Below are 26,011 nucleotides of genomic sequence, written 5' to 3' on the forward strand. Positions count from 1 at the left end.
GTGCCCGGGTGGCGGGGCCGATGAAGGCACGGAGCGCGCGCCGCAATGAAACACATTGGACGGGCCGCGCCAAATTCAATGTGCCCGGCGCGCGGCCGGTCCGCATCAACTGGACAATCAAATTGACCAGTCAGCGCCGGGGCGGGTACACTCGCGTTGGAGGAGCATCGGCCATCATGAGCGCAGACCTGTTTCACAGGGTCAATCATGCGCGCACCGCCGACGAGGTTTGCGCGCAGATCGAGGCACTCGTGCTCGAAGGCGTTCTGCGGGTCGGCGACAAGCTGCCCGGCGAACGCGATCTGGCGCATCAGTTCAACATCTCCCGTCCGATTGTCCGCGAGGCGCTGAAGAACCTGGAGGAGCGCGGCCTGCTCTGCACGCGTCACGGCGGCGGCACCTTCATCGCCGACGTGATCGGCGACGTGTTCTCCAAGACCATGCTCGAACTGATCGCCGACCACCCCAAGGCGACCGACGATTATCTGGAATATCGCCGCGAGGTCGAAGCGATCGCCGCCGAAATGGCCGCGCGCCGGGCGACGGACGACGACAAGGCGCTCCTGACCTCGATCATGACCCGCATGGAGGCCGCGCACGGCAAGGAGGATATCGCCGACGAGGCGGCGCTCGATGTGGAGTTCCATCAGGCCGTCAGCGAAGCGGCCCACAACGTGATCCTCATGCACACGCTGCGATCGTGCTACCGGCTGCTGACCAACGGCTCGTTCTTCTCGCGCTCGCTGGTCTATGGCTATCCGGGTGCCCGCGACCAGTTGCTCGGCCAGCACCGCGCGGTCTTCGAGGCGATCATGGCCGGCGACGGGCCCGCCGCGCGGCGCGCCGCGCAGGCGCACATCGAATTCGTCGAGCAGTGCAAGCGCGACGCCGAACGGGCCAAGGCCTGGCAGACCGTCTCGCGGCTGCGGCGCGCCCACAGGAGCGCCGTCTGACGGAAAGCCCTAGACGTTGTGCGGCCAGGGGCGCGGCGTTTCCAGCAGATTGTGCCGGCCGACCTTCCTGATGTCGGTCTCGCCGGCCAGCCCCATCGTGATGTCGAGCTCCTTGTGGATGATCTCGAGCGCCTTGGCGACGCCTGCCTCGCCCATCGCGCCCAGACCGTAGATGTAGGCGCGCCCGACGAAGGTCGACTTGGCGCCGAGCGCGATCGCCTTGAACACGTCCTGGCCCGAGCGGATGCCGCTGTCGAAATGGATCTCGATCGCATCCCCCACCGCATCGACGATCGGCGCCAGCATGTCGATCGAGGCGGCCGCCCCGTCAAGCTGCCGCCCGCCATGGTTGGAGACCACCATCGCGTCGGCGCCGATCTTCGCGGCGATCTCGGCGTCCTCGACATCGTTGATGCCCTTGAGGATCAGCTTGCCGTCCCACTTCGACTTGATCCATTCGATCGAATCCCAGTCGAGCGTCGGGTCGAACTGGCTGTGCGTCCATTCCGAAAGGGAGGTCATGTTGGTCACGCCGGGCGCATGGCCGACGATGTTGCCGAAGGTGCGGTTCTTCGTGCCCAGCATGCCGAGGCACCATTGCGGCCTCAGCGCCAGATCGGCCATGGCTTTCAGGGTCGGCTTGGGCGGCGCCGAAAGGCCGTTCTTGATGTCCTTGTGGCGCTGGCCCAAAACCTGAAGATCGAGCGTCAGCACCAGCGCCTCGCAACCGGCGGCCTTGGCCCGGGCGATCAGATCCTCGACAAAGCCGCGGTCGCGCATCACGTAGAGCTGGAACCAGAACGGCTTGGTGGTCGCCTCGGCCACCGCCTCGATCGAGCAGATGCTCATCGTCGACAGGGTGAACGGCACACCGAACTTCTCGGCGGCGCGGGCGGCGGCGATCTCGCCGTCCGGATGCTGCATGCCGGTCAGGCCGACCGGAGCGAGCGCCACGGGCATCGCCACGTCGCGGCCGATCATCTGCGTCTTTACCGAGCGTTCGTCGATGTTGCGCGCCACGCGCTGTCTGATCTTGATGCGGCCGAACGCGTCCGAATTGTCGAGATATGTGGACTGGGTCCAAGCCCCCGAATCCGCGTAGTCATAGAACATCTTCGGCACGCGGAACTTCGCGCGCCGCTGCAGGTCGCGTATTTCGGTCACCGGTCCGAACATGTCGCCACTCCTCATTCGATGCGGGCCTGTTAGCCCGTCCGGAGCGCGGTGAAAAGACGGTGGATGGTCGCCCGGGCTCGCGTGCTCAGCGGTCCTGGGCTGCCGCCGAAACGCCGTAGCCGTCGGTGGCGACGTTGCCGGCCAGCGACGTGCCCGAATAGATGCCGAGGCCCCAAAGGGTGATCCCCAGCAGCGTTGCAAGTGACAGAAGCGTGGCGCGCACGGTCATGACGGCTCCCCATCGTTCGATTCTGGAACCGAAAGGCCGAAGCCGGCCCGGCGGTTCCCTCCCAATCGTCATGTGCACGGACAGGATGGACCAGAAACCTTTTCGGCAAAGTGACCAAATGCACACGATGCCCGCCGCGCGCGTCGGAGCTAGCCTGTCGCCGGCCCTTTTGCCAGCCCAAAATTTGGGCGGTGCAGCATTTTTCGCGCCGCGCCGGACCCGCATCGAAGACCGCGCTTGACCGGCGCGCGGCGGCGGTCCATCGCGGGGCCATGCGCGCCAATTACAAGCTGCAGCGTCTGTTCGTCGATGCGCCCCTTGACGGTGGCGCGCGCATCGATGCCGACGCCAAACAGGCCAACTATCTGCGCAACGTGCTGCGCATGAAGGACGGCGCGGAACTGCTCGTCTTCAACGGTCGTGACGGGGAATGGCGCGCACGCCTGAGCGTGTCCGGCAGGCGGGATGCCGCCCTCGTTCTCGAAACGCGCGAACGGCCGCAGCCTGCGGCGCCGGATCTCGTCTACGCCTTCGCACCGCTCAAGGCGGGCCGGCTCGATTACCTGGTGCAGAAGGCCGTCGAGATGGGCGCGGGCGTTCTGCAGCCGGTCTTCACCCGGCACACGCAGGTCGCGCGGATCAATTTGGACAAGGTGCGCGCCAACGCGCTCGAGGCGGCCGAACAGTGCGGCGTTCTTTCGATCCCGGACTGCAACGAGCCGGTCGCGCTCGATGCGCTGCTTGAGGCGTGGAAGCCGGATCGGGCGCTGGTCTTCTGCGACGAGGACCATCGCACCGACAATCCGCTCGACCGCCTTGCGCCGCTTGCGGGCAGGCCGCTCGGGCTGCTGGTCGGCCCGGAGGGCGGGTTCTCCGATGAGGAGCGAGCCACGCTGCGTGCGTTGCCGTTCGTGACCGCGATCCCGCTCGGACCGCGCATCCTGCGCGCCGATACGGCCGCCGTCGCCGCCCTCGCCGTGATCCAGGCCGTGGCGGGCGACTGGTGAGGGCTACTGCTTGAGCACGTTGCGCTTGAAGTCGGCGAGCACGATCTGCCACCAGTCGATCGTGTCTTCCAGATTGCGCGTGGTCACGCTGTCGTAGAGATTGACGTCCATCTCCAGCACCGGGTCGTCGACATCGTCCAGATAGGCCTTGCCGAACCGCTTGTCGCGGTTCCAGGCGTTCAGGTCCGAAAGCGCATACTCTCCATCGGTCTCCCAGGCCGCACGGAACTGGATCGCACGGCACCCCGTGCCGCCATCGTCGCAGCCATAGAACAGCACCAGATACCGCGTCCCGTCGATCCGACCGACGATCATCGGGTCGCCGACGCTGTCGCTTTCGAGGATTGCGCTGCCGAACCCGCGCAGCAGGCCGATGATCCGCTCCGGATCGGTCGCGTCGACCAGCGTCTGCGCCAATGCCGGGGCAGGCAGGAGAAACAGGGCCACGCACGCGGCTCGGATCGTCGGTCCCATGATATCCCCCGGCTCTTTTCGTACCGGCGCATATTACCGGGGCTGCATGATTGTTCAACTGCCGTGCGGCGCCTGGTTCAGTTCCGCTTGACGACCGGACAAGAAATTGCACTTGCCGCGCCCGGTCCGATCGGCCATGCACGCGACGAGACGATTGGCGATCACGGGACCCATGGCGCGCGACACCACAGACGACAGGCCGGTCGAGGACATCGCCGAACTGGCGGCCTATCTCGAAGCCGGCTGCAAGCCCGTCGAGGACTGGCGGATCGGCACCGAGCACGAGAAATTCCCCTTCTATGCCAGCAACAACGCGCCCGTCCCCTATGAGGGAGACCGGGGCATCGCGCGCCTGCTCGAAGGCATGCAGGACAAGCTCGGCTGGCAGCCGATCCTCGACGACGGGCGGATCATCGGTCTTTACGATCCGACCGGTCTGGGCGGCGCGATTTCCCTGGAGCCGGGCGGCCAGTTCGAACTGTCCGGCGCCCCGCTCGAGACGATCCACCAGACCTGTCGCGAATCGAACGCCCATCTGGCCCAACTCCGCCTGATCGCCGATCCGCTCGGCATCAAGTTTCTCGGCCTTGGCGCCAGTCCGAAATGGTCGCTCGCCGACACGCCGAAAATGCCCAAGTCGCGCTACGACATCATGCGCGCCTACATGCCCAAGAAGGGCACGCAGGGCCTCGACATGATGCACCGCACCTCGACCATCCAGGTCAATCTGGATTTTTCGAGCGAGGCGGACATGCGCAGAAAAATGCAGGTCGCCTATCGGCTGCAGCCGGTCGCGACGGCGCTGTTCGCCAATTCGCCCTTCACCGAGGGCCGGCCGAACGGGTTGCAGTCATGGCGCGCCGACATCTGGCGCGACACCGACAATGACCGGTGCGGCGTGCTGCCCTTCGTCTTCGCAGACGATTTCGGCTTCATGGACTATGTCCAGTGGGTGCTCGACGTCCCGATGTATTTCGTCCTCCGCGAGGGCCGCTACATCGACTGCACCCGCGTCACCTTCCGCCAGTTCATGGACGGCGCGCTGGACGGGGAAATTCCCAACCCGCGACCGACATGGGGCGACTGGACAAACCATCTGTCGACCGTCTTTCCCGAAGTGCGGCTGAAGCGTTTCATCGAGATGCGCGGCGCCGATGGCGGGCCGTGGCGACGCATCTGCGCGCTGCCGGCGCTCTGGGTCGGCCTTCTCTACGACGAGACGGCGCTGGACGCCGCCGACGCGCTGACCCGGTCATGGAGCTACCAGGACGTGGTCGCCCTGCGCGATGCGGTGCCGGTCGAGGGCCTTGGCGCGTCCATCGGCAACCAGTCCGTGCGCGACATCGCCTATCAGGTGCTCGGCATCGCCCGCGAGGGGCTGAAGGCGCGCGCCCGCCTGAACGCCGAGGGGTTCGACGAGACCCATTTCCTTGCCCCGCTCGAGGAGATCGCCGCGCGCGGCACCACCGCCGCCGAGCAGATGGTGACGAAGTATCACAGCGTCTGGGGCGGCTCGGTCGAGCCGGCGTTCCTCGAGTACGCCTACTAAATTCGGCGGAACGCTGCCGCACCGCATGCATTGAACCATCAAGATGAAGGGCCGGGCGACGGCCCGCAACGATGGAGGAATGTGATGCCACGCAATCTGATTGCAATCGCCCTGATGGCGAGCACCGCGGCCGTGCCCGCCGCCGCGCAGACAACCGACGACAATGGCACCGGTGAAACGATGACGGAGGGGTCCACGATCAACCAGATCGATCCCGGCCGCGTCGTGCCGCTTGGCGCCTGGAGCCAGACCGTGCGCGACGAGTTGAGCGGCTGGAGCGTGCGGGCGCTGCGCGGCAGCGACGTTTACGGCCCGAGCGGCGAGGAAATCGGCGCGGTCGAGGACATCATCGTCGGCCCCGAGGGCAATCTGACCTCGCTGGTCGCCGAAGTTGGGGGCTTCTGGGACATCGGCGACACCCACGTAAACGTTCCGTGGGACCAGGTCGAGATCCGGATCGACGACGATGACGGCTTCTTCGACACCGATATCGAGGTGACGATCCCGGTCAGCGAGGACAATGTCGACGATTTCGGTCTGTTCACGGATGGCGATCCGATCGCTCTCGGCTCCGGCGCGACCGGCGGGGTCGACGATGTCGACTTCGGCGACCGGGCCTGGCGCACGAGCGAGCTGATCGGCGACTACGCCCGCCTCGTCGGCGCCGACGGTCCGGTGACCTATGGCTACGTGACCGATCTGATGATCGAGAACGATCAGGTCGCCGCCACCATCGTCAATGCCGGCTATCCGGGCATGGGCGGCTATTACGCCTATCCCAACTACGCCGCGCGCGGCTATGGCTGGCAGCCGGGCAGCCCCTATTACGATCTGCCCTACGATCCCGAGCAGATCGAGGCGCTAGAACCGATGGAACGCCGCGTCTACAACTGACGGCAGGCGCGTGATGGCCGGCCGGCCTGACGTCGTCAGAGCCGGTCGAGCATCGCATACCAGGACAGTGCTAAAGTAAGCAGAGGCTTACGGAAACGTCGGCCGCCTGGGAATGGCGGCACGACCAGTTCCTTGAACAGGCCGAGGCGGTCGCGATTGCCCGCGACCGCCTCGGCCCACATCTTGCCGGTGAAGTTCGACAGCATCACGCCATGGCCGGAATAGCCGCCCATCGCGGTGACGCCGGGCATGACCTCGCGCACGAACGGCTCGCGCGGTACCGTTATGCCGACCGAACCGCCCCAGGCATGCGTGATCTCGATATCCCTCAGGGCCGGATAGATCTCGGTCATCTGCCGGCGGACACCGGCTTCGATGTCGGCCGGGGTTTCGCCGCCATAGGCCTCGCGGCCGCCGAACAGCAGGCGCCCGTCCTTCAGGCGCCGGAAATAGCGGACGACGAACCGGCTGTCGTCGACGCTTTGCCGGCCCGGCAGGACCGTCTTGTCGAACTCGCCTTCGAGCGGCACCGTCGCCCCGATGAACGACCGGATCGGCATGACATGGGATGCCATTGTCCGTTCGAGCTTTTCGTCGCCATGGGCGTTGACCGCCAGCAGCACCCGGTCGGCGGAGATCGTCCCCGACGCGGTTTCGACCGTGATTCTGCCGTTCGCACGGCCCAGACCTGTCACCTTCGTGTTTTCGTGCAGGCGCGCGCCGCGCGCTGCGGCCACCTTCGCTGTTCCGACCACCAGCTTGAGCGGATGGATATGCCCCGTGCCGCTGTCGTAGACGCCGCCGAAATAGCGCTCCGAACCGACGATGCGCGCGGTTTCGGCACGATCGACGAAGCGCAGATGCGGGTAGCCGAACCGCTCTGCCATCATGTCGGGGTAGGCGCGGAACTCGTCGACATAGCGCGCCTTGTGCGCGACCGAGATGTGCCCCTGCGTGTAGTCGATGTCGATGCCGTTCTGTTCGGTGAACGCCAGCATGTGCTGCTTGGCTTCCTCGGCCAGATCGAACAGCGCCTTTGCACGCTCATGGCCCAGCGCCGCCTCGTGCTCGTCGGCGGTCGAGCGCTGGCCGGTGTTCAACTGGCCGCCATTACGGCCCGAGGCGCCGTCGCCGAAGCGGGCGGCATCGACGAGCACGACCGACGCGCCGAGCTTGGCCGCCTCGGCGGCCGCAGAAAGCCCGGTGAAGCCGCCGCCGACGATGGCGAGATCGACGTTGGCATCCCCGTCGAGCGGCAGGTAGGCCGGCCGATCGCCGACCGAGGCCTCGTACCAGGACACGCCCGGCGAAATGGGGCTTTGGTAAGTCATCGCCTACACATTGAGCAGCAGATATTCGCGCTCCCAGGGGCTGATCACCTGCATGAAGGTCTCGAACTCGCCGCGCTTGACGCCGGCATAGTTGGCCATGAATTCTCGGCCCAGAATGCCGTCGAACGCGTGCTCCTCCTCGAAAAGCGAGACCGCTTCCAGAAGGCCGCGCGGCAGATCGATCTCGCCCTCGTTCGCCGTTTCGGCGGTCGGATCGGTCGGCACCAGACCGTAGACCATCCCCAGATAGCCGCAGGCAAGCGAGGCGGCGAGCGCCAGATAGGGGTTGGCGTCGGACGATGGCAGCCGGTTCTCGACCCGGCGCGCCTGAGGGTCGGAGGCGGGCACCCGGAACGCGGTGGTGCGATTGTCATAGCCCCATGCCGTGTTGACGGGCGCGGCGATCGCCTGGGTCAACCGGCGATAGGAGTTCACGTAAGGGGCGATCATCACCAGCGCCTTGGGCATGTAGTGCTGCATGCCGCCGATGAAGGCGCGGAACAGCGGGCTTTCCGAGCCGTCCTCTTCGGAGAAGATGTTGGCGCCCGTCTTCGCGTCGACGACCGACTGGTGGATGTGCATCGCGTTGCCCGGCGCGCCCTGGATCGGTTTGGCCATGAAGGTGGCATACATGTCCGCCTTCAGCGCGGCCTCCCGGATCGTGCGCTTGAACAGGAACACCTGGTCGGCGAGCGCCAGCGGGTCGCCATGGCGCAGATTGATCTCGAGCTGGCTGGGGCCTTCCTCGTGGATCAGCGTGTCGATCTCCAGACCCTGCGCCTCGCAGAAATGGTAGATGTCGTCGATCAGCTCGTCGAACTCGTTGATGCCGGCGATCGAATAGCTCTGTCCGCCCGAGATCGGCCGCCCCGAACGGCCGACGGGCGGCTGCAGCGGATAGTCCGGATCGGTGTTCTTGGCGACCAGGTAGAATTCGATCTCCGGCGCGACGACCGGGCGCCAGCCCTTATCGGCATAGGCGTCGATGACCCGCTTGAGCACCTGGCGCGGCGTGATCCAGGACGGCTCGCCCGTGCGCTGGTCGACCAGGTCGCAGACCACCTGGGCGGTCGGATCGGTTTCCCAGGGCACCACCGACAGCGTCGCAAGGTCCGGCTCGAGCTTCAGGTCGCCGTCGCGCGGATCGTAGCGGAACTCGCCGGTCTCGTCGGGATATTCGCCCGAGATCGTCTGCCGGAACAGCGCCGAGGGGAGCGCCAGCGCGGTGTTGGATGTGAACTTGTTGGACGGCATCATCTTGCCGCGTGGCACCCCGGCCAGATCGGGCGTGATGCACTCGATATCCTCGATCGAGCGCGCCGCCAGCCACGGGCCGGCCTCCGACCAGTTGCCGACGCCGCGAAGATTGTGGACGAAATCGGGTACGGCGCGCTTGGCCGGTTTCGTCTTGCGCCTGGTTCCAACCGGCGCACCGCCGGTCCGGTCCTGTTGGCCCGAGCGGGCCTTCATGTCTTCCGACATCAATCACCTTGTGCCTGTTTGATCTCCTATAAACCCGCCGCGCGGCCCGTGAAAGCCCGCACGACAATCATGGTGAAGCTGCGGCGAAAGCCCGATTGCGGGCCCGGCCACCCATGCTACTGTCCGCCCGCCAGTGCGAGGGAGGCGGCCATGATGACCCTTTTCGAAACCCTGACCAGGGCCCAGGACGGCGAGGCGATCAAGGCGATGGCCCGGCAGTTCGGCCTGTCTGAACAGCAGACCGAACAGGCGATCGAAGCGCTGATGCCGGCCTTTTCGGCGGGCCTCAAGCGCAACGCGTCCGATCCGATGGGCGTCGCCGGCTTCATGCAGGCCCTGTCGACCGGCCAGCACGCCAAATATTTCGAGGACGTGCACAACGCCTTCGCGCCGCAGGGCGTTAAGGAAGGCAACGGCATTCTGGGCCATCTGTTCGGCTCCAAGGAGGTCAGCCGGGCCGTCGCGGCGCAGGCCGAACAGGCGACCGGCGTCGGCCAGGAAATCCTCAAGCAGATGCTGCCGGTGGTCGCGGCGACGCTGATGGGCGGCCTTTTCAAGCAGTCGACCGGTCAGGTCGCGCCGAGCCGGCAGGCGGCCAGTCCGATGGCCCGGATGATGGAGCAGTTCATGGCCGCGCAAGGACAGCCGTCGCAGGGCGCCAGCGGCAATCCGTTCGCCGAAATGGTCGCGCAGATGTTCGGCGGCGACGCCGCGGCGGCAAGGCCCGCGCCCGAGGCGATGGCCGACAACCCCTGGGGCAGGCTCTTCACCGAGATGATGGGCGGTGGGCCGTCGGTGACCGCGCCGGAAAAGAACGGCAATGCCTACGAGGAACTGTTCGGCCAGATGTTCGAGACGGGCCGGCAGACGCAGGACAGCTACCAGCGCGGGATCGAGGACATTTTCGACAGCTATCTGCGCGGCATGATCAAGAGCCGGTAGCGTCCCTTACCGGCCGCGCATCACCAGCACGTTGCCGGCGATCACCAGCGCCAGGCCGGCGAACGCCGTCAGCGTCCACTGGTAGCCCTCGAGCGCGGTCGACACGAGCAGCGCGAAGATCGGAAACACGACCGTCGCGTAACCGGCGCGGCCTGAACCGATCCGGCCGACCAGAGTCAGGTAGGCGGCAAAGGCGATCACGGTCGAGACCACCGCCAGAAACAGCAGCGACCAAAGATAGTCGGGCCGCGGGTCCCATCCGAACGGCTTGCCCATCACCAGCGCCAGGATCGCGCACCAGCTCGCACCGTAGACCATGCCCCACGCGTTGGCCGAGACCAGCGGGATCTCGGCGCGCCTTTTCGACAGCTGCGCCGAGATCAGCGAACCGGCCGAAAAGCACAGCGTGCCGGCGATGCAAAGGCCAAGCCCGGTGGCGACCTCGGCGTCGAAGCCGCCCTCGGTGATCTTCGGCCAGAACATCAGCCCGATCCCGGCAAAACCGATCGCCCCGGCCAGCACGGTGCGCCGCGAGGGCAGGTCGCGCCAGACGAGAGCGGCGAGGAACACGTTGGTCAGCGAGGCCAGCGAGAAGACCACCGACAGCAGCCCGCTGACAAGATAGGCCGAGCCGTAATAGAACAGCAGGAAGTTGGTCGAGAAGATGCACACGCCCATCGCCGCAAAACGCGCATGTTCGGCGAGCGGGAAGGCCATGCGGCGGCCGGAGACGGTCGCCCATGCGACCATAATCGCACCGGCGATCACGAACCGGTAGACCAGCGAGACCTCGTTGGCGACCACACCCGGCTGCAGCGACAGCGCGTACCAGGAAAACGACCACGCCATCACGGTCAGCGCGTAGAGCCCGTAATCGAGCGGGGCGAACGCGTCCTGTCCGGACGAAGCGGCTGGCCGTGGCGAAGAGGGGGCGGACATGGGGTTTCCTCGTGCCGGACCGGTACGCCGGGCGATCGGCTTTGACAAGGCGCGACTTGACCGCCTCCCCGCCCGCTGAAACAAACGGGCATGGCTTCGCAATTGCCCCTTGCCGATTCCGCCACCACCAACGTGGCCGAGTTTTCGGTCTCCGAGATCAGCCAGGCGGTCAAGCGCACCGTCGAGGACGCGTTCGGTCGCGTGCGCGTGCGCGGCGAGGTCTCCGGCTACCGGGGGCCGCATGCCTCCGGTCACGCCTATTTCCGCCTCAAGGACGACCGCGCGACGCTCGAGGCGGTGATCTGGCGCGGCACGTTCTCCAAGCTCGCCTTCAAGCCCGAAGAGGGCCTGGAGATCATCGCGACGGGGCGGCTGACCACCTATCCTGGCTCGTCGAAATATCAGATCGTCATCGACCATATCGAGCCGGCCGGCGCCGGCGCGCTGATGGCCCTGCTCGAGGAGCGGCGCAGGAAGCTTGCTGCCGAGGGGCTGTTCGACGCGGATCGCAAGCGACCATTGCCCTTCATGCCGCGCGTCATTGGCGTCGTCACCTCGCCGACCGGCGCGGTGATCCGCGACATCGTCCACCGCATCGCCGACCGTTTTCCGGCCCACGTGCTCGTCTGGCCGGTGCGGGTGCAGGGTGAGACCTCGGCCGCCGAGGTGGCGGCGGCGATCGACGGGTTCAATGCGCTCGACGGGACCGGTCCGGTGCCGCGCCCGGACGTGCTGATCGTGGCGCGCGGCGGCGGCAGTCTCGAGGACCTCTGGGGCTTCAACGAGGAGGCCGTGGTGCGCGCGGCGGCCCGCTCGCAGATCCCGCTGATCTCGGCGGTCGGCCACGAGACCGACACCACGCTGATCGACCACGCCGCCGACCGGCGCGCGCCGACGCCGACCGCCGCGGCCGAGCTCGCCGTGCCGGTGCGGGCGGAGCTTCAGGCGCATGTCGCCCAGCTTGGCGCCCGGCTGTCGGGCTCGATCAGCCGCTATGCGGAAGACCGGCGCACCCGGCTGCGCGCGCTGGCGCGCGGCCTGCCGCAGCCCGACCAGATCCTGGCCCTGCCGCGCCAGCGGCTCGATGCGCTCGACGGACGGCTGCGCGCCTGTGTCGAGGCGGTCATGGTCGACCGGCGCAACCGCCTTGCGCGTCTTTCGGCAATGCTTGCCCCCTCAAGGCTCGCCGACATGGCCGCGCGCGACAGGCTGCGTCTCGACCGGCTCGCCCGCGACCTGCCGCTTGGCCTGTCGCGCGGCCTCGCATTGCACCGGCGCGATCTGACCTACCATGCCGGCCGCCTGACCCCGCGCGCCAGCGAACGGCTGCACGCCGATGGCGCGCGCCGGCTGGCGCAGGCGACCGCGCGCCTCGATCGCGCCGCGCTTCAGACGGTTGCGGAAGCCCGTGGCCGAGCGGCCGAGAAGACGCGGCTGCTGAAGACGTTGTCCTACGAGAGCGTGCTCGAGCGCGGCTATGCGCTGGTGCGCGATGAGACCGGTGCGCCTGTACGGTCGTCATCCGGCGTCGCCACCGGCGACCGGCTGACAGTCCAGTTCGCCGGCGACGACCGGCTCGACGTGATCGCGGACGGCGCGGGGATGCCGGGCCGGTCGCCCGCCGGCAAGTCGAGGCCGAAGCCGAAGACCGATCCGCCCAGGGGCGGGCAGGGCTCGCTGTTCTGAGCCGTTCAGCCGCGCGGCGGCCTGAGCAGAAGGCTCACGCACCAAAGCGGCACGATGATGATCGAACCGAGCACCATGTTCGGCAGCGCCCATGCGAAGGCGTCGCGAACCATCTGGGAGATGCGTTCGGGCGTCAGACCGGCCTGGGCAAGCAGATCGGCCGCCGTGATGTCGAACGCCGAAAGCGCCGCCCCGAGAAGCACCGAGGCGAGCGAGATCTTCACGATGATGGCGAGGAACTGAAACACGCTGCACCCGCACAAGCCCAACTGGCGGCAAGTGTGCCCGATGAAGGTAAAGATCGACTAAAAGGCGGGCTTTCGCCTTAACGAGGCGTTAACCACGGGCGGTCGGATCATGGCGCGAAGACGGGGGTCGCGAACGGCCGGTCCCAGGACCCGCCGACGAAGAACTGCGCCGTCTCCTCGGGCTCGCCCGGCCGTTCGCCGGTCTGCCCGGCCTGCGTTTCGGCCGGCGTGTAGCCGCGCGCGGCCGTCGCGGTGAGCGCCAGGCTGCCCGAGCCCAGCGACACGATGCCGGTCAGCACGACGTCGCCATTGGGGTAGACGATGCGCGTGTCCTTGAGCGTCAGCAGCCCTTCGGAAATGTCGCCGTAGATGCGCGCCGTCGCGAACGGCTGCACCTGCGCTTCCACATCGAGCGAGAAATAGCGCGAGGCATCGGTGCGGTCCAACAGCGCATCGACGCCGAAGCCCGGCATGACGCCGGCGGCCATCTCGATGGCGACCATGCCGCGCAGGTCGCGGCTGGACCGCAACGAACCGGCGGCCGGACCGTGCATGGTCACCGAGAAACTGCCCCTGCCGCGCGGCAGCGCGCGCGGCAGGGCGAACGTCTCGCCGATCTCGGCGGTGTCGACATCCTGGCCCGACAGGATGATTTCGGCCTGTTCGCCCCGGGCGCCCGGCGAGAGGCTCAGCCGCGCCTGCACATGCCCGCCATAGGCCTGCGCGTCGCCGATGTCGAAGATGGCGACATCGTCGGAGACCTGGGCGGTCGCCGCCAGCATGCCCAGCGACAGATCGCCGAAGGTGGCCGTGGCCGCCGAGATGCGGAAGTCGGCGGTCATCTGTTCGGTCGCGCTGCTCGTCTCCACCTGCCCGTTGCCGATCAGCTGCGGCACATCGACGAAGGCCGACAGGAAGGCGCGGATGTCGAGCGACTGGAAGTCGAGCGTGCCGGTCAGCGACGGCCCGGTCTCCGGTTCGCCATAGCCGATCTCCAGCACGCCGTTGCCGCTGTTCCCGTCTACGGTGATGGTCAGCCCCTCGAACCGCATCCGCCGCTGCGCCAGGCGGACCTGGCCGGACATCTCCACGGTGCCGAGCGCGCGCCCCGGCGTGACGTCCGTCTCGAGCACCGTCAGCAGGTTCTGGACCGAGGGGGTCGAAAAGGTCAGGGCGCCGTCGGCGAACGGCGGTCCGCCCACATTGGCGCGCCCGGAAAAGTCGAGCCTCATCGTCTCGGACTGGACCGCCAGGCTGGTCGCTGCCGGCTCGTTGAGGAAGAAGACGGTCGGCGCCTGCGTCGAAAAGCGCACGGTACCGGCGGTGCCGCGCCAGATCGCCTCGGCGGTCACCGAGAGCGGCGCGTTCAGACGCGGCCAGTCGACGGTCGCATCGATCGCGGTAATGTCTTCGGCGACCGTGCCGTCGGGCCCAAGGATCGTCACGCGGCCGTTCTCGGCGACCATCGTGCCCAGCCGGTCGGCCGGTCTATCGCGGTCGCCGGCGGCACCGTTGCGCGCTGCGGCCAGCAGGCGTCCGGCGCGCCCCGATTGGGAAGCCCAGTCGATCCGTCCGTCGGTCTGCCGCACGATGCGCAGATGCGGCCGGACCAGCCGGAAGTTGGAGAATTCGGGCCGGCCTGTGATCAGCCCCGCAAGCCCGATATCGGCCTCGAGGCTCTCGGTCGTCATGATCGGCGTCCCGGTGCCGCCCGGACCGTCGATGGTGACGTCGCGCAGCACCACGCGCGGCCGCGGCAGCACGGTCACCTCGGTGCGCCCGCCGAGCCGCGCCTTGGTGCCGAAGAAGTTGCCCAGTTCGGTTTCGACCGCTTCCTGGACGACGTCGGTCGAAACCAGCCAGGGCAGGGTGAGGGCGAAGGCGGCGCCGGCGGCCACCACGACGGCCGCAACGATGATCGCGATACGCAATACCGACTTGCCCATGCGCTGCATCTAGCAAAAAAGCCATGCACCGGACAGCCGGTTCCGGTGATATGCCCCGCAATTCGCACACCCTCCGGCCGGCCGTCTTGCGGGTCCGACCGCCACAGCGTACCAGACATCCGGACATGAGATCGAGGAGGGTTCATGGTCATGGCGTCACCCCTTTGGACACCGTCTCCGGCAATCGCGGAAGCATCGGCGATGCGCGTCTTCATGCGCTACGCATCCGAACGGGCCGGTCGCGATTTCGACAGCTACGAAGCGCTGCACCGCTGGTCGGTCGACGATCGCGAGGCGTTCTGGTCGGTGGTGTGGGACGACAATGGCGTGATCGGCGACAAGGGCGAGCGCGTACTCGCTGACGGCGACAAGATGCCCGGCGCCCGCTTCTTTCCCGATGCCTCGCTGAACTTCGCCGAGAACCTCCTGCGCGAGACGGGCCCGGGCGACGCGATCGTCTTTCGCGGCGAGGACAAGGTCGAGCGCCGGCTGAGCTGGGACGATCTGCACGCGCTGGTCTCGCGCCTGCAGCAGCTGATGATCGCGCGCGGGGTCAAGGCGGGTGACCGCGTGGCGGCGATGATCCCGAACATGCCTGAAGCCGTGGCCGGCATGCTGGCCGCCGCCTCGATCGGCGCGATCTGGTCGTCCTGCTCGCCGGACTTCGGACCAAAGGGCGTTCTCGATCGGTTCAGCCAGATCGAACCGGTCATGTTCATCGCCTGTGACGGCTACTGGTACAACGGTAAGAAGATCGCGATCGCCGACAAGCTGGCCGAGATCGTCCCGCAACTGCCCTCGGTCGGCACCGTTCTGATCGTCGATTATCTCGGCGAGGCCGAAGCCGCCGCCGGCGCGACCCCGAATGCCGAGACGCTCGACACCGCGCTCGCGACGTTCGACGCCCGCCCCGTGGACTATCAGCGGATGCCGTTCGCGCACCCGCTCTATATCCTTTATTCCTCGGGCACGACGGGCATCCCCAAATGCATCGTCCATTCTGCCGGCGGCACGCTCCTGCAGCACCTGAAGGAGCATCGCTACCACGCCGGGATCGGGCCCGGCGACCGCGTCTTCTACTTCACCACCTGCGGCTGGATGATGTGGAACTGGCTGGTCACCGCGCTCGCCTCGCGGGCGACGCTGCTTCTGTTCGACGGCTCGCCCTTCGCGCCCGACGGGAACGTCCTGTTCGATTATGCCGATGCCGAGAAGATGACCTATTTCGGGACCTCCGCGAAGTTCATCGACGCGGTGCGCAAGGCCGATCTCCGGCCCGTCGACACGCACGATCTGTCGACCGTCCGCGTCGTGTCCTCAACCGGCTCGCCGCTGTCGCCCGAAGGGTTCCGGTTCGTCTACGACGGCATCAAGGCCGACGTGCATCTGGCCTCGATTTCGGGCGGCACCGACATCGTGTCGTGCTTCGTCCTCGGCATCCCGGGCGAACCGGTCTACTCGGGCGAGATCCAGGGGCCGGGCCTCGGCATGGCGGTCGAGGTCTGGAACGATGACGGCAAGCCGGTCGTCGGCGAGAAGGGCGAACTTGTCTGCACCCGCGCCTTTCCCTCCATGCCGGTCGGCTTCTGGAACGACCCGGACGGCGCAAAGTACCACGCCGCCTATTTCGACCGTTTCGACAATGTCTGGTGCCATGGCGACTTCGCCGAGATCACCGACAATGGCGGCATCATCATCCACGGCCGGTCCGACGCCACGCTCAACCCGGGCGGTGTGCGCATCGGCACCGCGGAGATCTACAACCAGGTCGAGCAGATGGACGAGGTGCTCGAGGCGATCTGCATCGGCCAGCAATGGGACGACGATGTGCGCGTGGTGCTGTTCGTCCGCCTCGCCGAGGGCGTCGCGCTGACCGACGATCTCGTCAAGGCGATCAGGACGCGCATCCGTACCGGCGCCTCGCCACGGCACGTGCCCGCGATCGTGCTGCCGGTCGACGACATCCCCCGCACCAAGTCGGGCAAGATCGTCGAACTGGCCGTGCGCGAGGTCGTGCATGGCCGTCCGGTCAAGAACAAGGAGGCGCTGGCCAATCCCGAGGCGCTCGCACAGTTCGCCGACCGGCCCGAACTGCGGGCCTGAGCCCTGTCGCGTTAACCAAGCTGTCCTGGCGCGAAACAGGTTTCGTTCCGTTAACCCCGTTCGGCAAGGAACGCTTAACGGACGCGGTTTAATCTGCCGTTAACGGTTCGACCGGCGACGCGATTGACGCGCAAGCAGATCCCGGGCCAACGCCACTTCGACATCAAGCTGCATCCGTCTCAGGCCGATCCCGCGGGGTCGGCCTTTTCTTTGCGTGCGGAGCGCGTCCGGTCAGCTCGCAAGAACGCGCGCCGGCGGGAAGACGATGTCGATGCGGGTGCCCTGGCCGGGCTCGGAACTAATCGCGAATTCGGCCCGGTTCGCCTCCACCAGCGCCTTGGTCAGCGGCAGCCCCAGGCCGGTTCCGTCGCCGCGCTGGCGGCCGACGGCCGTGACCTGCTGGAACGGCTTGAGCGCGCTCTCGAGCTCCTTTTCGCTCATGCCGATGCCGGTGTCGCGGATCCGCAGCAGCACCGCGCCGTCGCCCGTGTAGCTCGTCGACACGATCACCTGGCCGCCCGCATGGGTGAAGCGGATCGCGTTCGATAGAAGGTTCAGCACGATCTGCTTGATCGACCGCAGATCGGCGACGACCGGCGGCACCGTGCTCTCGAGGCTCGAGCGCACGATGATCTGGTTGCGGTTGGCCTGCGGCTGGACCATCGCGATGGCCTCGCCGATGGCATCGTTCAGCGCCACGCTCTCGAATTCGAGCTCCTGCTTGCCCGCCTCGATCTTGGAGATGTCCAGAAGGTCGTTGACCAGATCGAGCACGTGCCGGCCCGACTTGTTGATGTCGGCCAGATAGTCCTTGTAGCGCTCGTTGCCGATCGGCCCGAACCGTTCCTCGGCCATCAGTTCGGAAAAGCCGATGATGGCGTTCAGCGGCGTGCGGATCTCGTGGCTGATCTTGGCCAGGAACTCCGACTTGGTGTTCGACGCCTGCTCGGCCTGCCGCTTGGCGTCCTGCAGTGCCTGTTCGGTCTGCTTCCACGGCGTGATGTCGCGGATGACGGCGCAATAGCCGTTGGTCGCCGGCATCCGCCCGATCGTCATGAACAGCGGCAGGAACCCGCCATTGCGCTCGCGGCCGAGCACCTCGCGCCCCTCGTTGAGCACGCTGGCGACGCCATTGTTGGAAAGCCCGTGCAGATAGTCGAGCGCGGCACGCTGGCTCTCATGGGCGAACAGGTAGGAGAAGCTCTTGCCCTCGACTTCCTCGTTCGCATAGCCGAACAGCGCCGACGCCGACGCGCTCAGCGAACGGATCGTGCTGTCGGCATCGATCAGGATGACGCCGTCGGTCGCCGTGTCGAGGATCGCCCTGAGTTCGGCGATCTCGGCCGAAGAGACCGCGTGCGCCTCGGCCAGCGACGTGCCCGGGGTGTCGGAAAGTTCGCCGCTGCCAGCCGTTTCGGCCGGCGGGGCGTCATGGCGCGGCTCGAAGGCGAACATCAGCGCCCTCGTGCCCATCCAGGGCACGATCTGCAGATGCGCGCGCGCGGCCAGCGGCTCGCCGTCCGAACCGACGAGCGTGACGAGGCGGTCGGCCTCGTCGGCGTCCGGCGCCGGGGCGGTGCCGCCGAAAAGCGAATCGAGACCGCGTTCGTTCAGTTCGGCCGTGCCCGCGTCCCCGGTCATCTCGGTGAACGCGTCGTTGGCATAAAGCGCTTCCTCGTTGCGTACGATCAGCAGCGGCAGCGGCAGCGCGTCGAGCGAGTCCGGGCCGAGACCGGGCGTTGCGACCCCGTCGACGCCGGCCGCTGCGGCGATGGCCATGCGTTCGTCATCTTGCGGTGCTTCGGGGAGCAAGGCCTCGGCGTCCTCGGCAAGCGCCGGCGGCTCATCTGCTTCCTCGTCCGCATCGAAGGTGTTCTCGGTGCCGGACAGCGGATGAGCGTCCTCGTCCGTCGCATTGCCGTCGTCTTCACCGGCGTCCAGCGGCTCGTCCCGCAGATCGGCCTCGTCGCCGCTCTCGGTCTCCATGAACGGGGCGAAGGTGTCGTCCGTTTCCTCGCCGGCCAAGACGTCGCTTCCGGCGGCAAAGGCATCACTGTCCGCGTCAGCCGCTTCGTGCTCGTCGTCGCCGGTCTCTCGGTTCCGCACTTCCGCCGGAACACCTTCTGGCGGGAAAAGCGTCGACGCACCTGCGTCCGTGGTCGTCATGCCGTCCTCGGCGGGCGTCAGCCCCGCCGCGTCGTCGCCCGGCGCGGAGAACGGTTCGCTCTGCTGGCGGCCGAGCGCCTGTCCGATCTTCCGGAATGCCTCGGCTTCCTGCGCGCTCAGATGGCGCGGCGCGCCGGTCTCGTCCTCGTCGCCGCCGGGCGGCGGAACGAGCGCGTCGCTCGCCCGTCGCAGCGGATGGGCCGGCGCGACGGCGAGCACCGGCGGCTCCTGCGCATGGTCGGCGGGTTCGCCCGTTTCGGCCTCGGCCGCTGCGATTCCGGCGGCGGGCTCGACGGGCGCCGGCTGGAACGCGATCGCCTTGCCGCGCGCATCCGGATCGGTGGTGGCGTCGGCGATGCGGACCACGCCGAAGCCGCGATAGCCACCGAACTTTCGGTCGCGGTCATGGTAGGGCAGGGCGGCCAGATCGACCGGAACCTGCAGGTCGGTATCCTCGATCGGCCAGTAGACGGTCTTGCCGGACCAGGTGTCGCGCCGCGCGAAGGCGGCCGCCAGGTCTCCGCGCGGGTCGAGCGCCAGCGCCTCGACCATATCGGCGAAGGTGCGTCCCCCGAGATCGGCGGCGCGCGGACCGACCGCCCTTGCGAATTCGGGCGAGACATCCAGGAACACGCCCTCCGCATCGGTCTTCCAGACAAAGCGGATCGGTCCCGACGAAAGGTCGGGTCCCGCGAACGGTTCGTAGGCCGGGCGTTCGACGGTCCGGTCGGGTCTGTCCGCGTCCGCGTCCGTGCGGGGCGCTTCCGGTGCGGACGGTGCCTCGGCGTCATCCTCGCCGGTCGCCTCGCCGGAACCGCCGGCGCTTTCCTCGTCGGCCCGTGGCGCCGGCTGATCGAAGTGCTGCGGATCGGCGTCCTCGGCGATCGTCACGGCATCGAGCGTCTCATCGATTGATGCGGTTTGGTCCGGGGGCGTCGCCGCGATCACGGTGCCGGTCGTCGCGTCGGGCTCATCGGGTGCCGGCCGGTGGGCGAGCGGCACGGCAACGACGAGATAGCGTTCGGGCAGGTCCCCGAGCCGCCCGACGCCGGCGGCAAACGCGGTCGCCGCTCCGGGTTCGTCGATGATTTGCTTGACCAGACGGTCCGCTTCGGACCGTGTCTGTCCGGTCAGCGACCGCAGGCTCTGCTCGGAAAGGCCGAGCGTTCCGAACCGAGGGCCGGCGCCGAGCACGCGGCCCGCTCCGTCGACGATCGCCGCGCCGGCTTCCTCGTCCTCGAGGCCGGTCAGCGCCATCGCCATGCAGTCGGCCTCGCTCATCTCGGTGTCGCGCGTCGGCGCCGTCACCAGCGCGTGCTTGCCGCTGACGCCCGGCAGATCGATGCGCCGCACATGACAGCGCACGAGCCGGCTCGTCATGCCCCCCGGAAGCCGAACGAGCGCGGTGCGCGGCGCATCCTTCAGCGATGCGAGCACGGCGCGGATCTGCCGGAAGCCGATCTCGACGCGGGTCGGCAGGCCGTCGGCGCCGGCCCGGCTGCCGATCGCGGCAAGGCCGAACAGGGACGCCGCCGCGCCGTTCGCCCAGCGCAGCGCCCCGCACTTGCGGTCGAAGACCAGCGCGGCACGGCCCGACAGCATCGCCTCGCGCACACCGTCCTGCACGGCGATGTCGATGAAGGATGTCTCGTCCCAATTGCGTGGCTTGGTCATCTGGTCCGCCTTGTCCGTTCAGCCGCGCCCCCGGCGCGCCCCGGCCCTTTGGCCGTCGGCGTCGCGCCTGTTAACAAAGCCTTAATTGGCCCATCGGGCGCGGGCCGTAAAGTTCCCATGCCCGCTCGCGGTTCACGGAGTGATTCTCTGGTTAATCGCGTCGATCACGATTGATTTGTGCAACGCACACAAATGTTGCAACGCACAAAACGATATGGTACGGGAAGCCATCTTCGAACAGCAGATGCCCATGGAGGACATGAACATGGCCAAAGCCGCAACCCCCAAGACCGAAACCACCGCCGAAACCGCGATCCCCGGCGCCGAATCATTCGCCGGCCAGATGCCGAACCCGACCGAGATGATCGAGCAGTTCCGGTCGCTTGCCGAGGAGAACCTCGCCAAGTCCAAGACCGCCTTCGAAACGGCGAAGTCCGCCTTCGACGACGTCCAGAAGGAAGCCGAGGCCGGCCTGCACAGCGCGCAGGAGCATTCCTCGAAGATCTCGCTCGCCGCGATCGACACGATGCGCGCCAACACCGAGAGCACCTTCAGCCATCTCGAGAAGATGGTCGGCGTCAAGTCGGTCGCCGAACTGATCGAACTGCAGACCGCCTTCGTTCGCGAACAGGCCGAACGGGCCGTCGACAACGCCAAGACGATGCAGGCGCTCTACCAGAAGGCCGGCGAGGACATGACCGCTCCGGCCAAGGCCGCCGCCGAAAAGGCGATGAGCGCGATCAAGACGCGCTGACCGCCTCGTGCATTGCCGGGCGGCCCCTTTGAGAGGGGCGGCTTCGCGCAGGATGTGTTCGGAAGGCCGGGTTCGCCCGGCCTTTTGATTTGCGGAACGACGGGGCCGCTTCTATATTCCGGCCTTGCAAAAAGGGCCGCGTGCCACTATTCGGACGGCCCGTGTGCGAACGTAGCTCAGTTGGTTAGAGCGCTGGATTGTGGCTCCAGAGGTCGGTGGTTCAAATCCACCCGTTCGTACCATCGCTCTCCTCGATCTTCGACAGCCGCTCAGTCCGCCTCGCGCATGCGGGCGTCCATCACCATGCGCCGCTTGTTGACCAGCGTCGCCGTGATCACGCCGATGGCGACCAGCCCGATCAGGATCGTGCAAACCGCGTTGATCTCCGGCGTCACGCCGAGGCGCACCTGCGAATAGATCTTCATCGGCAGTGTCGTCGCGCCGGGCCCGGAGGTGAACGAGGCGATCACCAGATCGTCGAGCGACAGGGTGAAGGCGAGCATCCAGCCCGAAATGACGGCCGGAAAGATCACCGGCAGCGTCACCTTCCAGAACGCCTCGAACGGCGTGCAGCCCAGATCCTGGGCGGCCTCTTCGAGCGACATGTCGAAGCTGACCAGCCGCGACTGGACGACGACGGCCACGAAGCACAGCGAGAAGGTGATGTGCGCGAGCGTCACCGTCCAGAAACCGCGATCCATGTTGATCGACACGAACAGCAGCAGCAGCGACAGGCCGGTGATCACTTCGGGCATGACGAGCGGCGCATAGACCATGCCGGTGAACAGCGTCCGCCCTGTGAAGCGCGTATGCCGGACCAGCGAGAGCGCGGCGAGCGTGCCGAGCACGGTGGCGACGGTGGCGGCGACGAGCGCGACGCGGATCGTCACCCAGGCCGCGTCCATCAGCCCCTCATTGTTGAACATCTCGACATACCATCGGGTCGAAAAGCCCGCCCAGACGGTCACGAGACGCGACTCGTTGAACGAATAGATGACCAGCAGCAGGATCGGGATGTAGAGGAACGCGAACCCCAGCACGACCGAACTGACGTTGAACCATGTCCAGCGGCCGCTCATCGGGTCATCTCCCCGTTTCCTGGGCGCGCGCCTGCGCGTTCTGGAACAGCACGATCGGCACGACCAGCAGGATCAAAAGGATGATCGCCACCGCCGAGGCGACCGGCCAGTCGCGATTGTTGAAGAACTCGACCCACAGCGTACGGCCGATCATCAACGTGTCCGAGCCGCCGAGCAGATCGGGGATGACGAACTCGCCCACCGCCGGGATGAAGACGAGCAGACACCCCGCCGCGATGCCGGGCACCGCGAGCCGGGCGGTCACCTTCCAGAACGCGCTCAGCGCCGTGCAGCCCAGATCCTGCGCCGCCTCGACCAGCGAATAGTCCATCTTCTCGAGCGTGGCGTAGATCGGCAGCACCATGAACGGCAGGTAGGAATAGACGATGCCGATATAGACCGCCGTGTTGGTGTTCAGGATCGTCAGCGGGTCGTCGATCAGCCCCAGCCACATCAGGAACTGGTTGAGCAGGCCCTCGGGCTTGAGGATGCCGATCCACGCATAAACACGGATCAGGAACGAGGTCCAGAACGGCAGGATCACCAGCATCAGAAGGATCGGCCGCAGATTCTCGGGCGCCCGCGCCATGCCGTAGGCGAGCGGAAAGCCGATCGCCAGCGTCAGCAGCGTCGAGATGAAGGCGATCCGCAGGCTCGAGAAATAGGCGTTGCGATAGAGCGCGTCTTCGGTCAGCCACACATAGTTGGCGAAAGAAAGCTGCGACAGGTTCTCGCGGAAGGCGGCCCAGCCTTCCGAAAGGTCGAACTGCGGCATGTAGGGCGGCATCGCCAGCACCGGCTCGGACAGCGATATCCGGAAGACGATCAGGAACGGCAGCAGGAACAGGGCCAGCAGCCACAGATAGGGGATCAGGATCGTCAGGCGGCGGAAAAGGTTCATGGAATGGGCGGCCGCTCCCTCATCTCACCGCGCCAGCAAGAGGCCGCAATCGGGCTCGAACGACAGCCAGACCCGTTCCTCGTAGCCGATCGGATCCTCGACCGTGCGCTCGGAATTGAGCACGGTCGCCTTGACGACCTTGCCCGAATCCAGCCGGACGTTGAACACGGTGATGCCGCCCAGATAGGCGATGTCCCACACTTCGCCCTCGACGGCGTTGTGCTCGTGTTCGGGCCGGCCGCGGGTGACGTCGACCTTTTCGGGTCGGATCGCGAACCAGCCATGATCGCCCGCCCTGAAGCCGTCGGCCGCGTTGGTGCGGATGGTGAAACCGTCCTCGGCATCCAGATCGGCAAGGCTGCCCTGACGGGCCGTCACGCGGCCCTCGAACATGTTCACATTGCCGATGAAGTCGGCCACATAGCGGGTCGCCGGCGCCTCGTAGATCTCCGCCGGCGTTCCGACCTGCACGATGATGCCCGCATCCATCACCGCGATCCGGTCGGACATGGTCATCGCCTCTTCCTGGTCGTGCGTGACGATCATGAAGGTCAGGCCCAGTTCCACCTGCAGGTCCATCAGCTCGAACTGGGTTTCCTCGCGCAGCTTCTTGTCGAGCGCGCCGAGCGGCTCGTCGAGCAGCAGCAGCTTCGGCCGTTTTGCGACCGAGCGGGCGAGCGCGACGCGCTGGCGCTGGCCGCCGGAGAGCTGGTGCGGCTTGCGCTTTGCGAACTGTTCGAGCTTGACCAGCTTGAGCATCTGGTTGACGCGCTCGGCGATCGCGCCCTTTTCCATGCCCTCCTGCTTCAGCCCGAAGGCGACGTTGTCGGCCACCGACAGGTGCGGAAACAGCGCATAGGACTGGAACATCATGTTGACCGGGCGCTTGTGCGGCGGCACGCCCTTGAGCGGCTGGCCGTCCAGATGGATGTCGCCCGAGGTCGGCTCCTCGAAGCCGGCCAGCATCCGCAGAAGCGTGGTCTTGCCGCAGCCCGAAGGGCCCAGAAGCGAGAAGAATTCGCGCTCGTAGACGTGCAGCGTCAGATCGTCGACGGCGGTGAAATCGCCGAAGCGCTTGGTGACGTTGTCGAAGGCGATGTAGGGCTTTGCGTTGCCGTCGGCCCAGGGCGCAAACGAGCGCCGCACATTGCCCAGCGACTTCATGAATGCCCCCGGCGTCCGGAAGGCCGTCGCGGCGTTTCGTTCCGGGGTTTTTCCCCGGAACGAAGGATGTCGCAATGGACGGTGGAGCCCGGGATCGCGTCCCGGGACGGCGGCAAGGCGCCCGACAAGGCCGCTTCTCCCTACTGGCCCGTGGTGATCCGTGTCCAGGTTCGCGTCACGTTGCGCTGCTCGCGCTGGCTGTAGGGCGTGACCGTGTAAAGGCGCGACAGCGTTTCCTCGTCCGGATAGATCGCCGGATCGTTGATCACGTCGTCGATCAGGAATTCCTTCGCGGCCTCGTTGCCGTTGGCGTAGTAGACATAGTTCGACGCCTTGGCCATCACCTCGGGCCGCATCAGATAGTTGAGGAATTCGTGCGCCTCGGCGACGTTCTCGGCGTCGGCCGGGATCGCCATGTTGTCGAACCACATCAGCGCGCCTTCCTTGGGGATGATGTAGTCGACGGTGACGCCGGAATCGGCCTCGGCGGCACGGTCTCGGGCCTGCAGCACGTCGCCCGACCAGCCGACGGCCAGGCAGATGTCACCGTTGGCGAGCGCGTTGATGTATTCGGACGAGTGGAACTTGCGCACGAACGGGCGGATCGGCTCGTACACCTCGGCGGCCTTGGCGAGGCTGTCGGCGTCGCGCGCGTCCGGATCCATGCCGGCATGGTTGAGCGCGGCGGGGATCATCTCGGCCGGTGCGTTCAGATGGAAGATGCCGCAATCCTCGAGCTTGCCGGCCGTCTCCGGATCGAACACCAGGTCCCAGGAATTGAGGTCGGCATCCTCGCCCAGGCGCTCGCGCACCATGTCGACATTGATGCCGATGCCGGTCGTGCCCCACATGTAGTTGATCGCGTAGTCGTTGCCCGGATCGTAGAGTTCGAGCCGTTCCATGATCGCCGGGTCCATGTTTTCCAGGTTCGGCAGCGCCTCCTTGTCGAGCGGCTGGAACACGCCGGCCTTGATCTGGTTGGCCATGAAGGTGCCGGTCGGCACGACGATGTCGTAGCCGGTCGAACCGGCCAGCAGCCGGGTCTCCAGGATCTCGTTGGAATCGAACACGTCGTAGACCACCTCGATGCCGGTCTCGGCGGTGAACTCCTCGAGGATGGATTCGTCGATATAGTCGGACCAGTTGAAAATCTTGACGACGCGGTCCTGCGCGCTGGCGGTGCCGGCGGCGGCAAGGGCCAGAACGGCCGTCGAGACGAGAAGGGTCGAAATGCGCATGTTGGAATGACTCCCGGTTTTCCTGTTGGCGCACGCGGTTCCGGCCATGGGCCGGCCGCGTTTGAACGAAAACCTA

21 protein-coding genes and 1 tRNA gene are annotated in these 26,011 nt (G+C 66.9%); 9 read left to right on the top strand and 13 right to left on the bottom strand.

Annotated elements, in window-relative coordinates:
- The first annotated feature begins 176 nt into the window (after window positions 1-176).
- Complete coding sequence (locus E0E05_RS02350; protein WP_131615245.1) at window positions 177-953, top strand: FadR/GntR family transcriptional regulator; 777 nt, start codon at window positions 177-179, stop codon at window positions 951-953.
- 9 nt (window positions 954-962) lie between these two features.
- Here E0E05_RS02350 and E0E05_RS02355 read toward each other — a convergent pair whose 3' ends face one another.
- Together E0E05_RS02355 and E0E05_RS17450 are read right to left on the bottom strand one after the other, a co-directional pair.
- Window positions 963-2,129 (bottom strand): alpha-hydroxy acid oxidase, encoded by a 1,167-nt coding sequence (locus E0E05_RS02355; protein WP_131615246.1) that lies wholly within the window; start codon window positions 2,127-2,129, stop codon window positions 963-965.
- A gap of 85 nt (window positions 2,130-2,214) precedes the next feature.
- Window positions 2,215-2,358: a hypothetical protein gene (locus E0E05_RS17450; RefSeq protein WP_192900432.1), complete on the bottom strand. Its 144-nt coding sequence runs from the start codon at window positions 2,356-2,358 to the stop codon at window positions 2,215-2,217.
- A 272-nt stretch (window positions 2,359-2,630) separates the two neighbouring features.
- Between E0E05_RS17450 and E0E05_RS02360 the strand changes: the two genes are divergently transcribed.
- The gene (locus E0E05_RS02360; RefSeq protein WP_131617862.1) at window positions 2,631-3,365 is read left to right on the top strand and encodes a 16S rRNA (uracil(1498)-N(3))-methyltransferase; all 735 of its coding nucleotides are present in this window, start codon (window positions 2,631-2,633) and stop codon (window positions 3,363-3,365) included.
- 3 nt (window positions 3,366-3,368) lie between these two features.
- On the opposite strand, the gene E0E05_RS02365 is transcribed toward E0E05_RS02360, so the two are convergent.
- Window positions 3,369-3,812, bottom strand: coding sequence for a YbjN domain-containing protein (locus tag E0E05_RS02365; RefSeq protein ID WP_210215746.1), 444 nt, complete (start codon window positions 3,810-3,812; stop codon window positions 3,369-3,371).
- A 199-nt stretch (window positions 3,813-4,011) separates the two neighbouring features.
- Between E0E05_RS02365 and E0E05_RS02370 the strand changes: the two genes are divergently transcribed.
- Entirely contained in the window at window positions 4,012-5,388 is a 1,377-nt protein-coding gene (locus E0E05_RS02370) for a glutamate--cysteine ligase (protein WP_131615248.1), read from the top strand.
- A gap of 84 nt (window positions 5,389-5,472) precedes the next feature.
- Window positions 5,473-6,282 (top strand): PRC-barrel domain-containing protein, encoded by an 810-nt coding sequence (locus E0E05_RS02375; protein WP_131615249.1) that lies wholly within the window; start codon window positions 5,473-5,475, stop codon window positions 6,280-6,282.
- A 35-nt stretch (window positions 6,283-6,317) separates the two neighbouring features.
- Here the strand turns inward: E0E05_RS02375 and E0E05_RS02380 are convergent, their stop codons facing one another.
- The gene (locus E0E05_RS02380) at window positions 6,318-7,613 is read right to left on the bottom strand and encodes an NAD(P)/FAD-dependent oxidoreductase (RefSeq protein WP_131615251.1); all 1,296 of its coding nucleotides are present in this window, start codon (window positions 7,611-7,613) and stop codon (window positions 6,318-6,320) included.
- A 3-nt stretch (window positions 7,614-7,616) separates the two neighbouring features.
- Window positions 7,617-9,083 carry a glutamine synthetase family protein gene (locus E0E05_RS02385; RefSeq protein WP_210215780.1) on the bottom strand — a complete coding sequence of 489 codons (1,467 nt, stop codon included), beginning with the start codon at window positions 9,081-9,083 and terminating at the stop codon, window positions 7,617-7,619.
- A 162-nt stretch (window positions 9,084-9,245) separates the two neighbouring features.
- On the opposite strand from E0E05_RS02385, the gene E0E05_RS02390 reads away from it, so the two are divergent.
- Window positions 9,246-10,037: a DUF937 domain-containing protein gene (locus E0E05_RS02390; RefSeq protein ID WP_131615254.1), complete on the top strand. Its 792-nt coding sequence runs from the start codon at window positions 9,246-9,248 to the stop codon at window positions 10,035-10,037.
- Window positions 10,038-10,043: 6 nt separating this feature from the next.
- Here the strand turns inward: E0E05_RS02390 and E0E05_RS02395 are convergent, their stop codons facing one another.
- The gene (locus E0E05_RS02395) at window positions 10,044-10,976 is read right to left on the bottom strand and encodes a DMT family transporter (protein ID WP_131615255.1); all 933 of its coding nucleotides are present in this window, start codon (window positions 10,974-10,976) and stop codon (window positions 10,044-10,046) included.
- Between the two features lie 90 nt (window positions 10,977-11,066).
- Between E0E05_RS02395 and xseA the strand changes: the two genes are divergently transcribed.
- Window positions 11,067-12,662, top strand: coding sequence for an exodeoxyribonuclease VII large subunit (xseA, locus tag E0E05_RS02400; RefSeq protein WP_131615257.1), 1,596 nt, complete (start codon window positions 11,067-11,069; stop codon window positions 12,660-12,662).
- Between the two features lie 5 nt (window positions 12,663-12,667).
- Here xseA and E0E05_RS02405 read toward each other — a convergent pair whose 3' ends face one another.
- Window positions 12,668-12,910, bottom strand: a complete 243-nt coding sequence (locus E0E05_RS02405) for a DUF6460 domain-containing protein (RefSeq protein WP_131615259.1) — start codon at window positions 12,908-12,910, stop codon at window positions 12,668-12,670.
- A gap of 107 nt (window positions 12,911-13,017) precedes the next feature.
- Complete coding sequence (locus E0E05_RS02410) at window positions 13,018-14,856, bottom strand: AsmA family protein (RefSeq protein ID WP_158629251.1); 1,839 nt, start codon at window positions 14,854-14,856, stop codon at window positions 13,018-13,020.
- Between the two features lie 144 nt (window positions 14,857-15,000).
- Between E0E05_RS02410 and E0E05_RS02415 the strand changes: the two genes are divergently transcribed.
- Entirely contained in the window at window positions 15,001-16,959 is a 1,959-nt protein-coding gene (locus E0E05_RS02415; RefSeq protein WP_131615262.1) for an acetoacetate--CoA ligase, read from the top strand.
- A gap of 231 nt (window positions 16,960-17,190) precedes the next feature.
- Here the strand turns inward: E0E05_RS02415 and E0E05_RS02420 are convergent, their stop codons facing one another.
- Complete coding sequence (locus tag E0E05_RS02420; RefSeq protein WP_131615263.1) at window positions 17,191-20,799, bottom strand: PAS domain S-box protein; 3,609 nt, start codon at window positions 20,797-20,799, stop codon at window positions 17,191-17,193.
- A gap of 265 nt (window positions 20,800-21,064) precedes the next feature.
- Between E0E05_RS02420 and phaP the strand changes: the two genes are divergently transcribed.
- Window positions 21,065-21,553, top strand: a complete 489-nt coding sequence (gene phaP, locus E0E05_RS02425; protein WP_158629252.1) for a TIGR01841 family phasin — start codon at window positions 21,065-21,067, stop codon at window positions 21,551-21,553.
- 165 nt (window positions 21,554-21,718) lie between these two features.
- Window positions 21,719-21,795, top strand: a tRNA-His gene (locus E0E05_RS02430).
- 27 nt (window positions 21,796-21,822) lie between these two features.
- Here the strand turns inward: E0E05_RS02430 and E0E05_RS02435 are convergent.
- The 4 genes from E0E05_RS02435 to E0E05_RS02450 all read right to left on the bottom strand — a co-directional run bounded on the left by E0E05_RS02435 (window position 21,823) and on the right by E0E05_RS02450 (window position 25,935).
- Window positions 21,823-22,632: an ABC transporter permease gene (locus tag E0E05_RS02435; protein ID WP_131615265.1), complete on the bottom strand. Its 810-nt coding sequence runs from the start codon at window positions 22,630-22,632 to the stop codon at window positions 21,823-21,825.
- Window positions 22,633-22,636: 4 nt separating this feature from the next.
- Entirely contained in the window at window positions 22,637-23,533 is an 897-nt protein-coding gene (locus E0E05_RS02440) for an ABC transporter permease subunit (RefSeq protein ID WP_131615266.1), read from the bottom strand.
- A gap of 24 nt (window positions 23,534-23,557) precedes the next feature.
- The gene (locus tag E0E05_RS02445) at window positions 23,558-24,697 is read right to left on the bottom strand and encodes an ABC transporter ATP-binding protein (protein WP_131615267.1); all 1,140 of its coding nucleotides are present in this window, start codon (window positions 24,695-24,697) and stop codon (window positions 23,558-23,560) included.
- 140 nt (window positions 24,698-24,837) lie between these two features.
- Window positions 24,838-25,935 carry a polyamine ABC transporter substrate-binding protein gene (locus E0E05_RS02450; RefSeq protein ID WP_131615268.1) on the bottom strand — a complete coding sequence of 366 codons (1,098 nt, stop codon included), beginning with the start codon at window positions 25,933-25,935 and terminating at the stop codon, window positions 24,838-24,840.
- Between the last annotated feature and the right edge of the window lie 76 nt (window positions 25,936-26,011).

The sequence above is a fragment of the Roseitalea porphyridii genome (genome assembly GCF_004331955.1).
GTDB lineage: Bacteria > Pseudomonadota > Alphaproteobacteria > Rhizobiales > Rhizobiaceae > Roseitalea > Roseitalea porphyridii.

Excerpts from the sequence above, each read along its gene's own strand:
- E0E05_RS02350 (WP_131615245.1), top strand. The coding sequence starts at position 177 with ATGAGCGCAGACCTGTTTCACAGGGTCAATCATGCGCGCACCGCCGAC.
- E0E05_RS02355 (WP_131615246.1), bottom strand. The coding sequence starts at position 2,129 with ATGTTCGGACCGGTGACCGAAATACGCGACCTGCAGCGGCGCGCGAAG.
- E0E05_RS17450 (WP_192900432.1), bottom strand. The coding sequence starts at position 2,358 with ATGACCGTGCGCGCCACGCTTCTGTCACTTGCAACGCTGCTGGGGATC.
- E0E05_RS02360 (WP_131617862.1), top strand. The coding sequence starts at position 2,631 with ATGCGCGCCAATTACAAGCTGCAGCGTCTGTTCGTCGATGCGCCCCTT.
- E0E05_RS02370 (WP_131615248.1), top strand. The coding sequence starts at position 4,012 with ATGGCGCGCGACACCACAGACGACAGGCCGGTCGAGGACATCGCCGAA.
- E0E05_RS02375 (WP_131615249.1), top strand. The coding sequence starts at position 5,473 with ATGCCACGCAATCTGATTGCAATCGCCCTGATGGCGAGCACCGCGGCC.
- E0E05_RS02380 (WP_131615251.1), bottom strand. The coding sequence starts at position 7,613 with ATGACTTACCAAAGCCCCATTTCGCCGGGCGTGTCCTGGTACGAGGCC.
- E0E05_RS02385 (WP_210215780.1), bottom strand. The coding sequence starts at position 9,083 with ATGAAGGCCCGCTCGGGCCAACAGGACCGGACCGGCGGTGCGCCGGTT.
- E0E05_RS02390 (WP_131615254.1), top strand. The coding sequence starts at position 9,246 with ATGATGACCCTTTTCGAAACCCTGACCAGGGCCCAGGACGGCGAGGCG.
- E0E05_RS02395 (WP_131615255.1), bottom strand. The coding sequence starts at position 10,976 with ATGTCCGCCCCCTCTTCGCCACGGCCAGCCGCTTCGTCCGGACAGGAC.
- xseA (WP_131615257.1), top strand. The coding sequence starts at position 11,067 with ATGGCTTCGCAATTGCCCCTTGCCGATTCCGCCACCACCAACGTGGCC.
- E0E05_RS02410 (WP_158629251.1), bottom strand. The coding sequence starts at position 14,856 with ATGGGCAAGTCGGTATTGCGTATCGCGATCATCGTTGCGGCCGTCGTG.
- E0E05_RS02415 (WP_131615262.1), top strand. The coding sequence starts at position 15,001 with ATGGTCATGGCGTCACCCCTTTGGACACCGTCTCCGGCAATCGCGGAA.
- E0E05_RS02420 (WP_131615263.1), bottom strand. The coding sequence starts at position 20,799 with ATGACCAAGCCACGCAATTGGGACGAGACATCCTTCATCGACATCGCC.
- phaP (WP_158629252.1), top strand. The coding sequence starts at position 21,065 with ATGGCCAAAGCCGCAACCCCCAAGACCGAAACCACCGCCGAAACCGCG.
- E0E05_RS02435 (WP_131615265.1), bottom strand. The coding sequence starts at position 22,632 with ATGAGCGGCCGCTGGACATGGTTCAACGTCAGTTCGGTCGTGCTGGGG.
- E0E05_RS02440 (WP_131615266.1), bottom strand. The coding sequence starts at position 23,533 with ATGAACCTTTTCCGCCGCCTGACGATCCTGATCCCCTATCTGTGGCTG.
- E0E05_RS02445 (WP_131615267.1), bottom strand. The coding sequence starts at position 24,697 with ATGAAGTCGCTGGGCAATGTGCGGCGCTCGTTTGCGCCCTGGGCCGAC.
- E0E05_RS02450 (WP_131615268.1), bottom strand. The coding sequence starts at position 25,935 with ATGCGCATTTCGACCCTTCTCGTCTCGACGGCCGTTCTGGCCCTTGCC.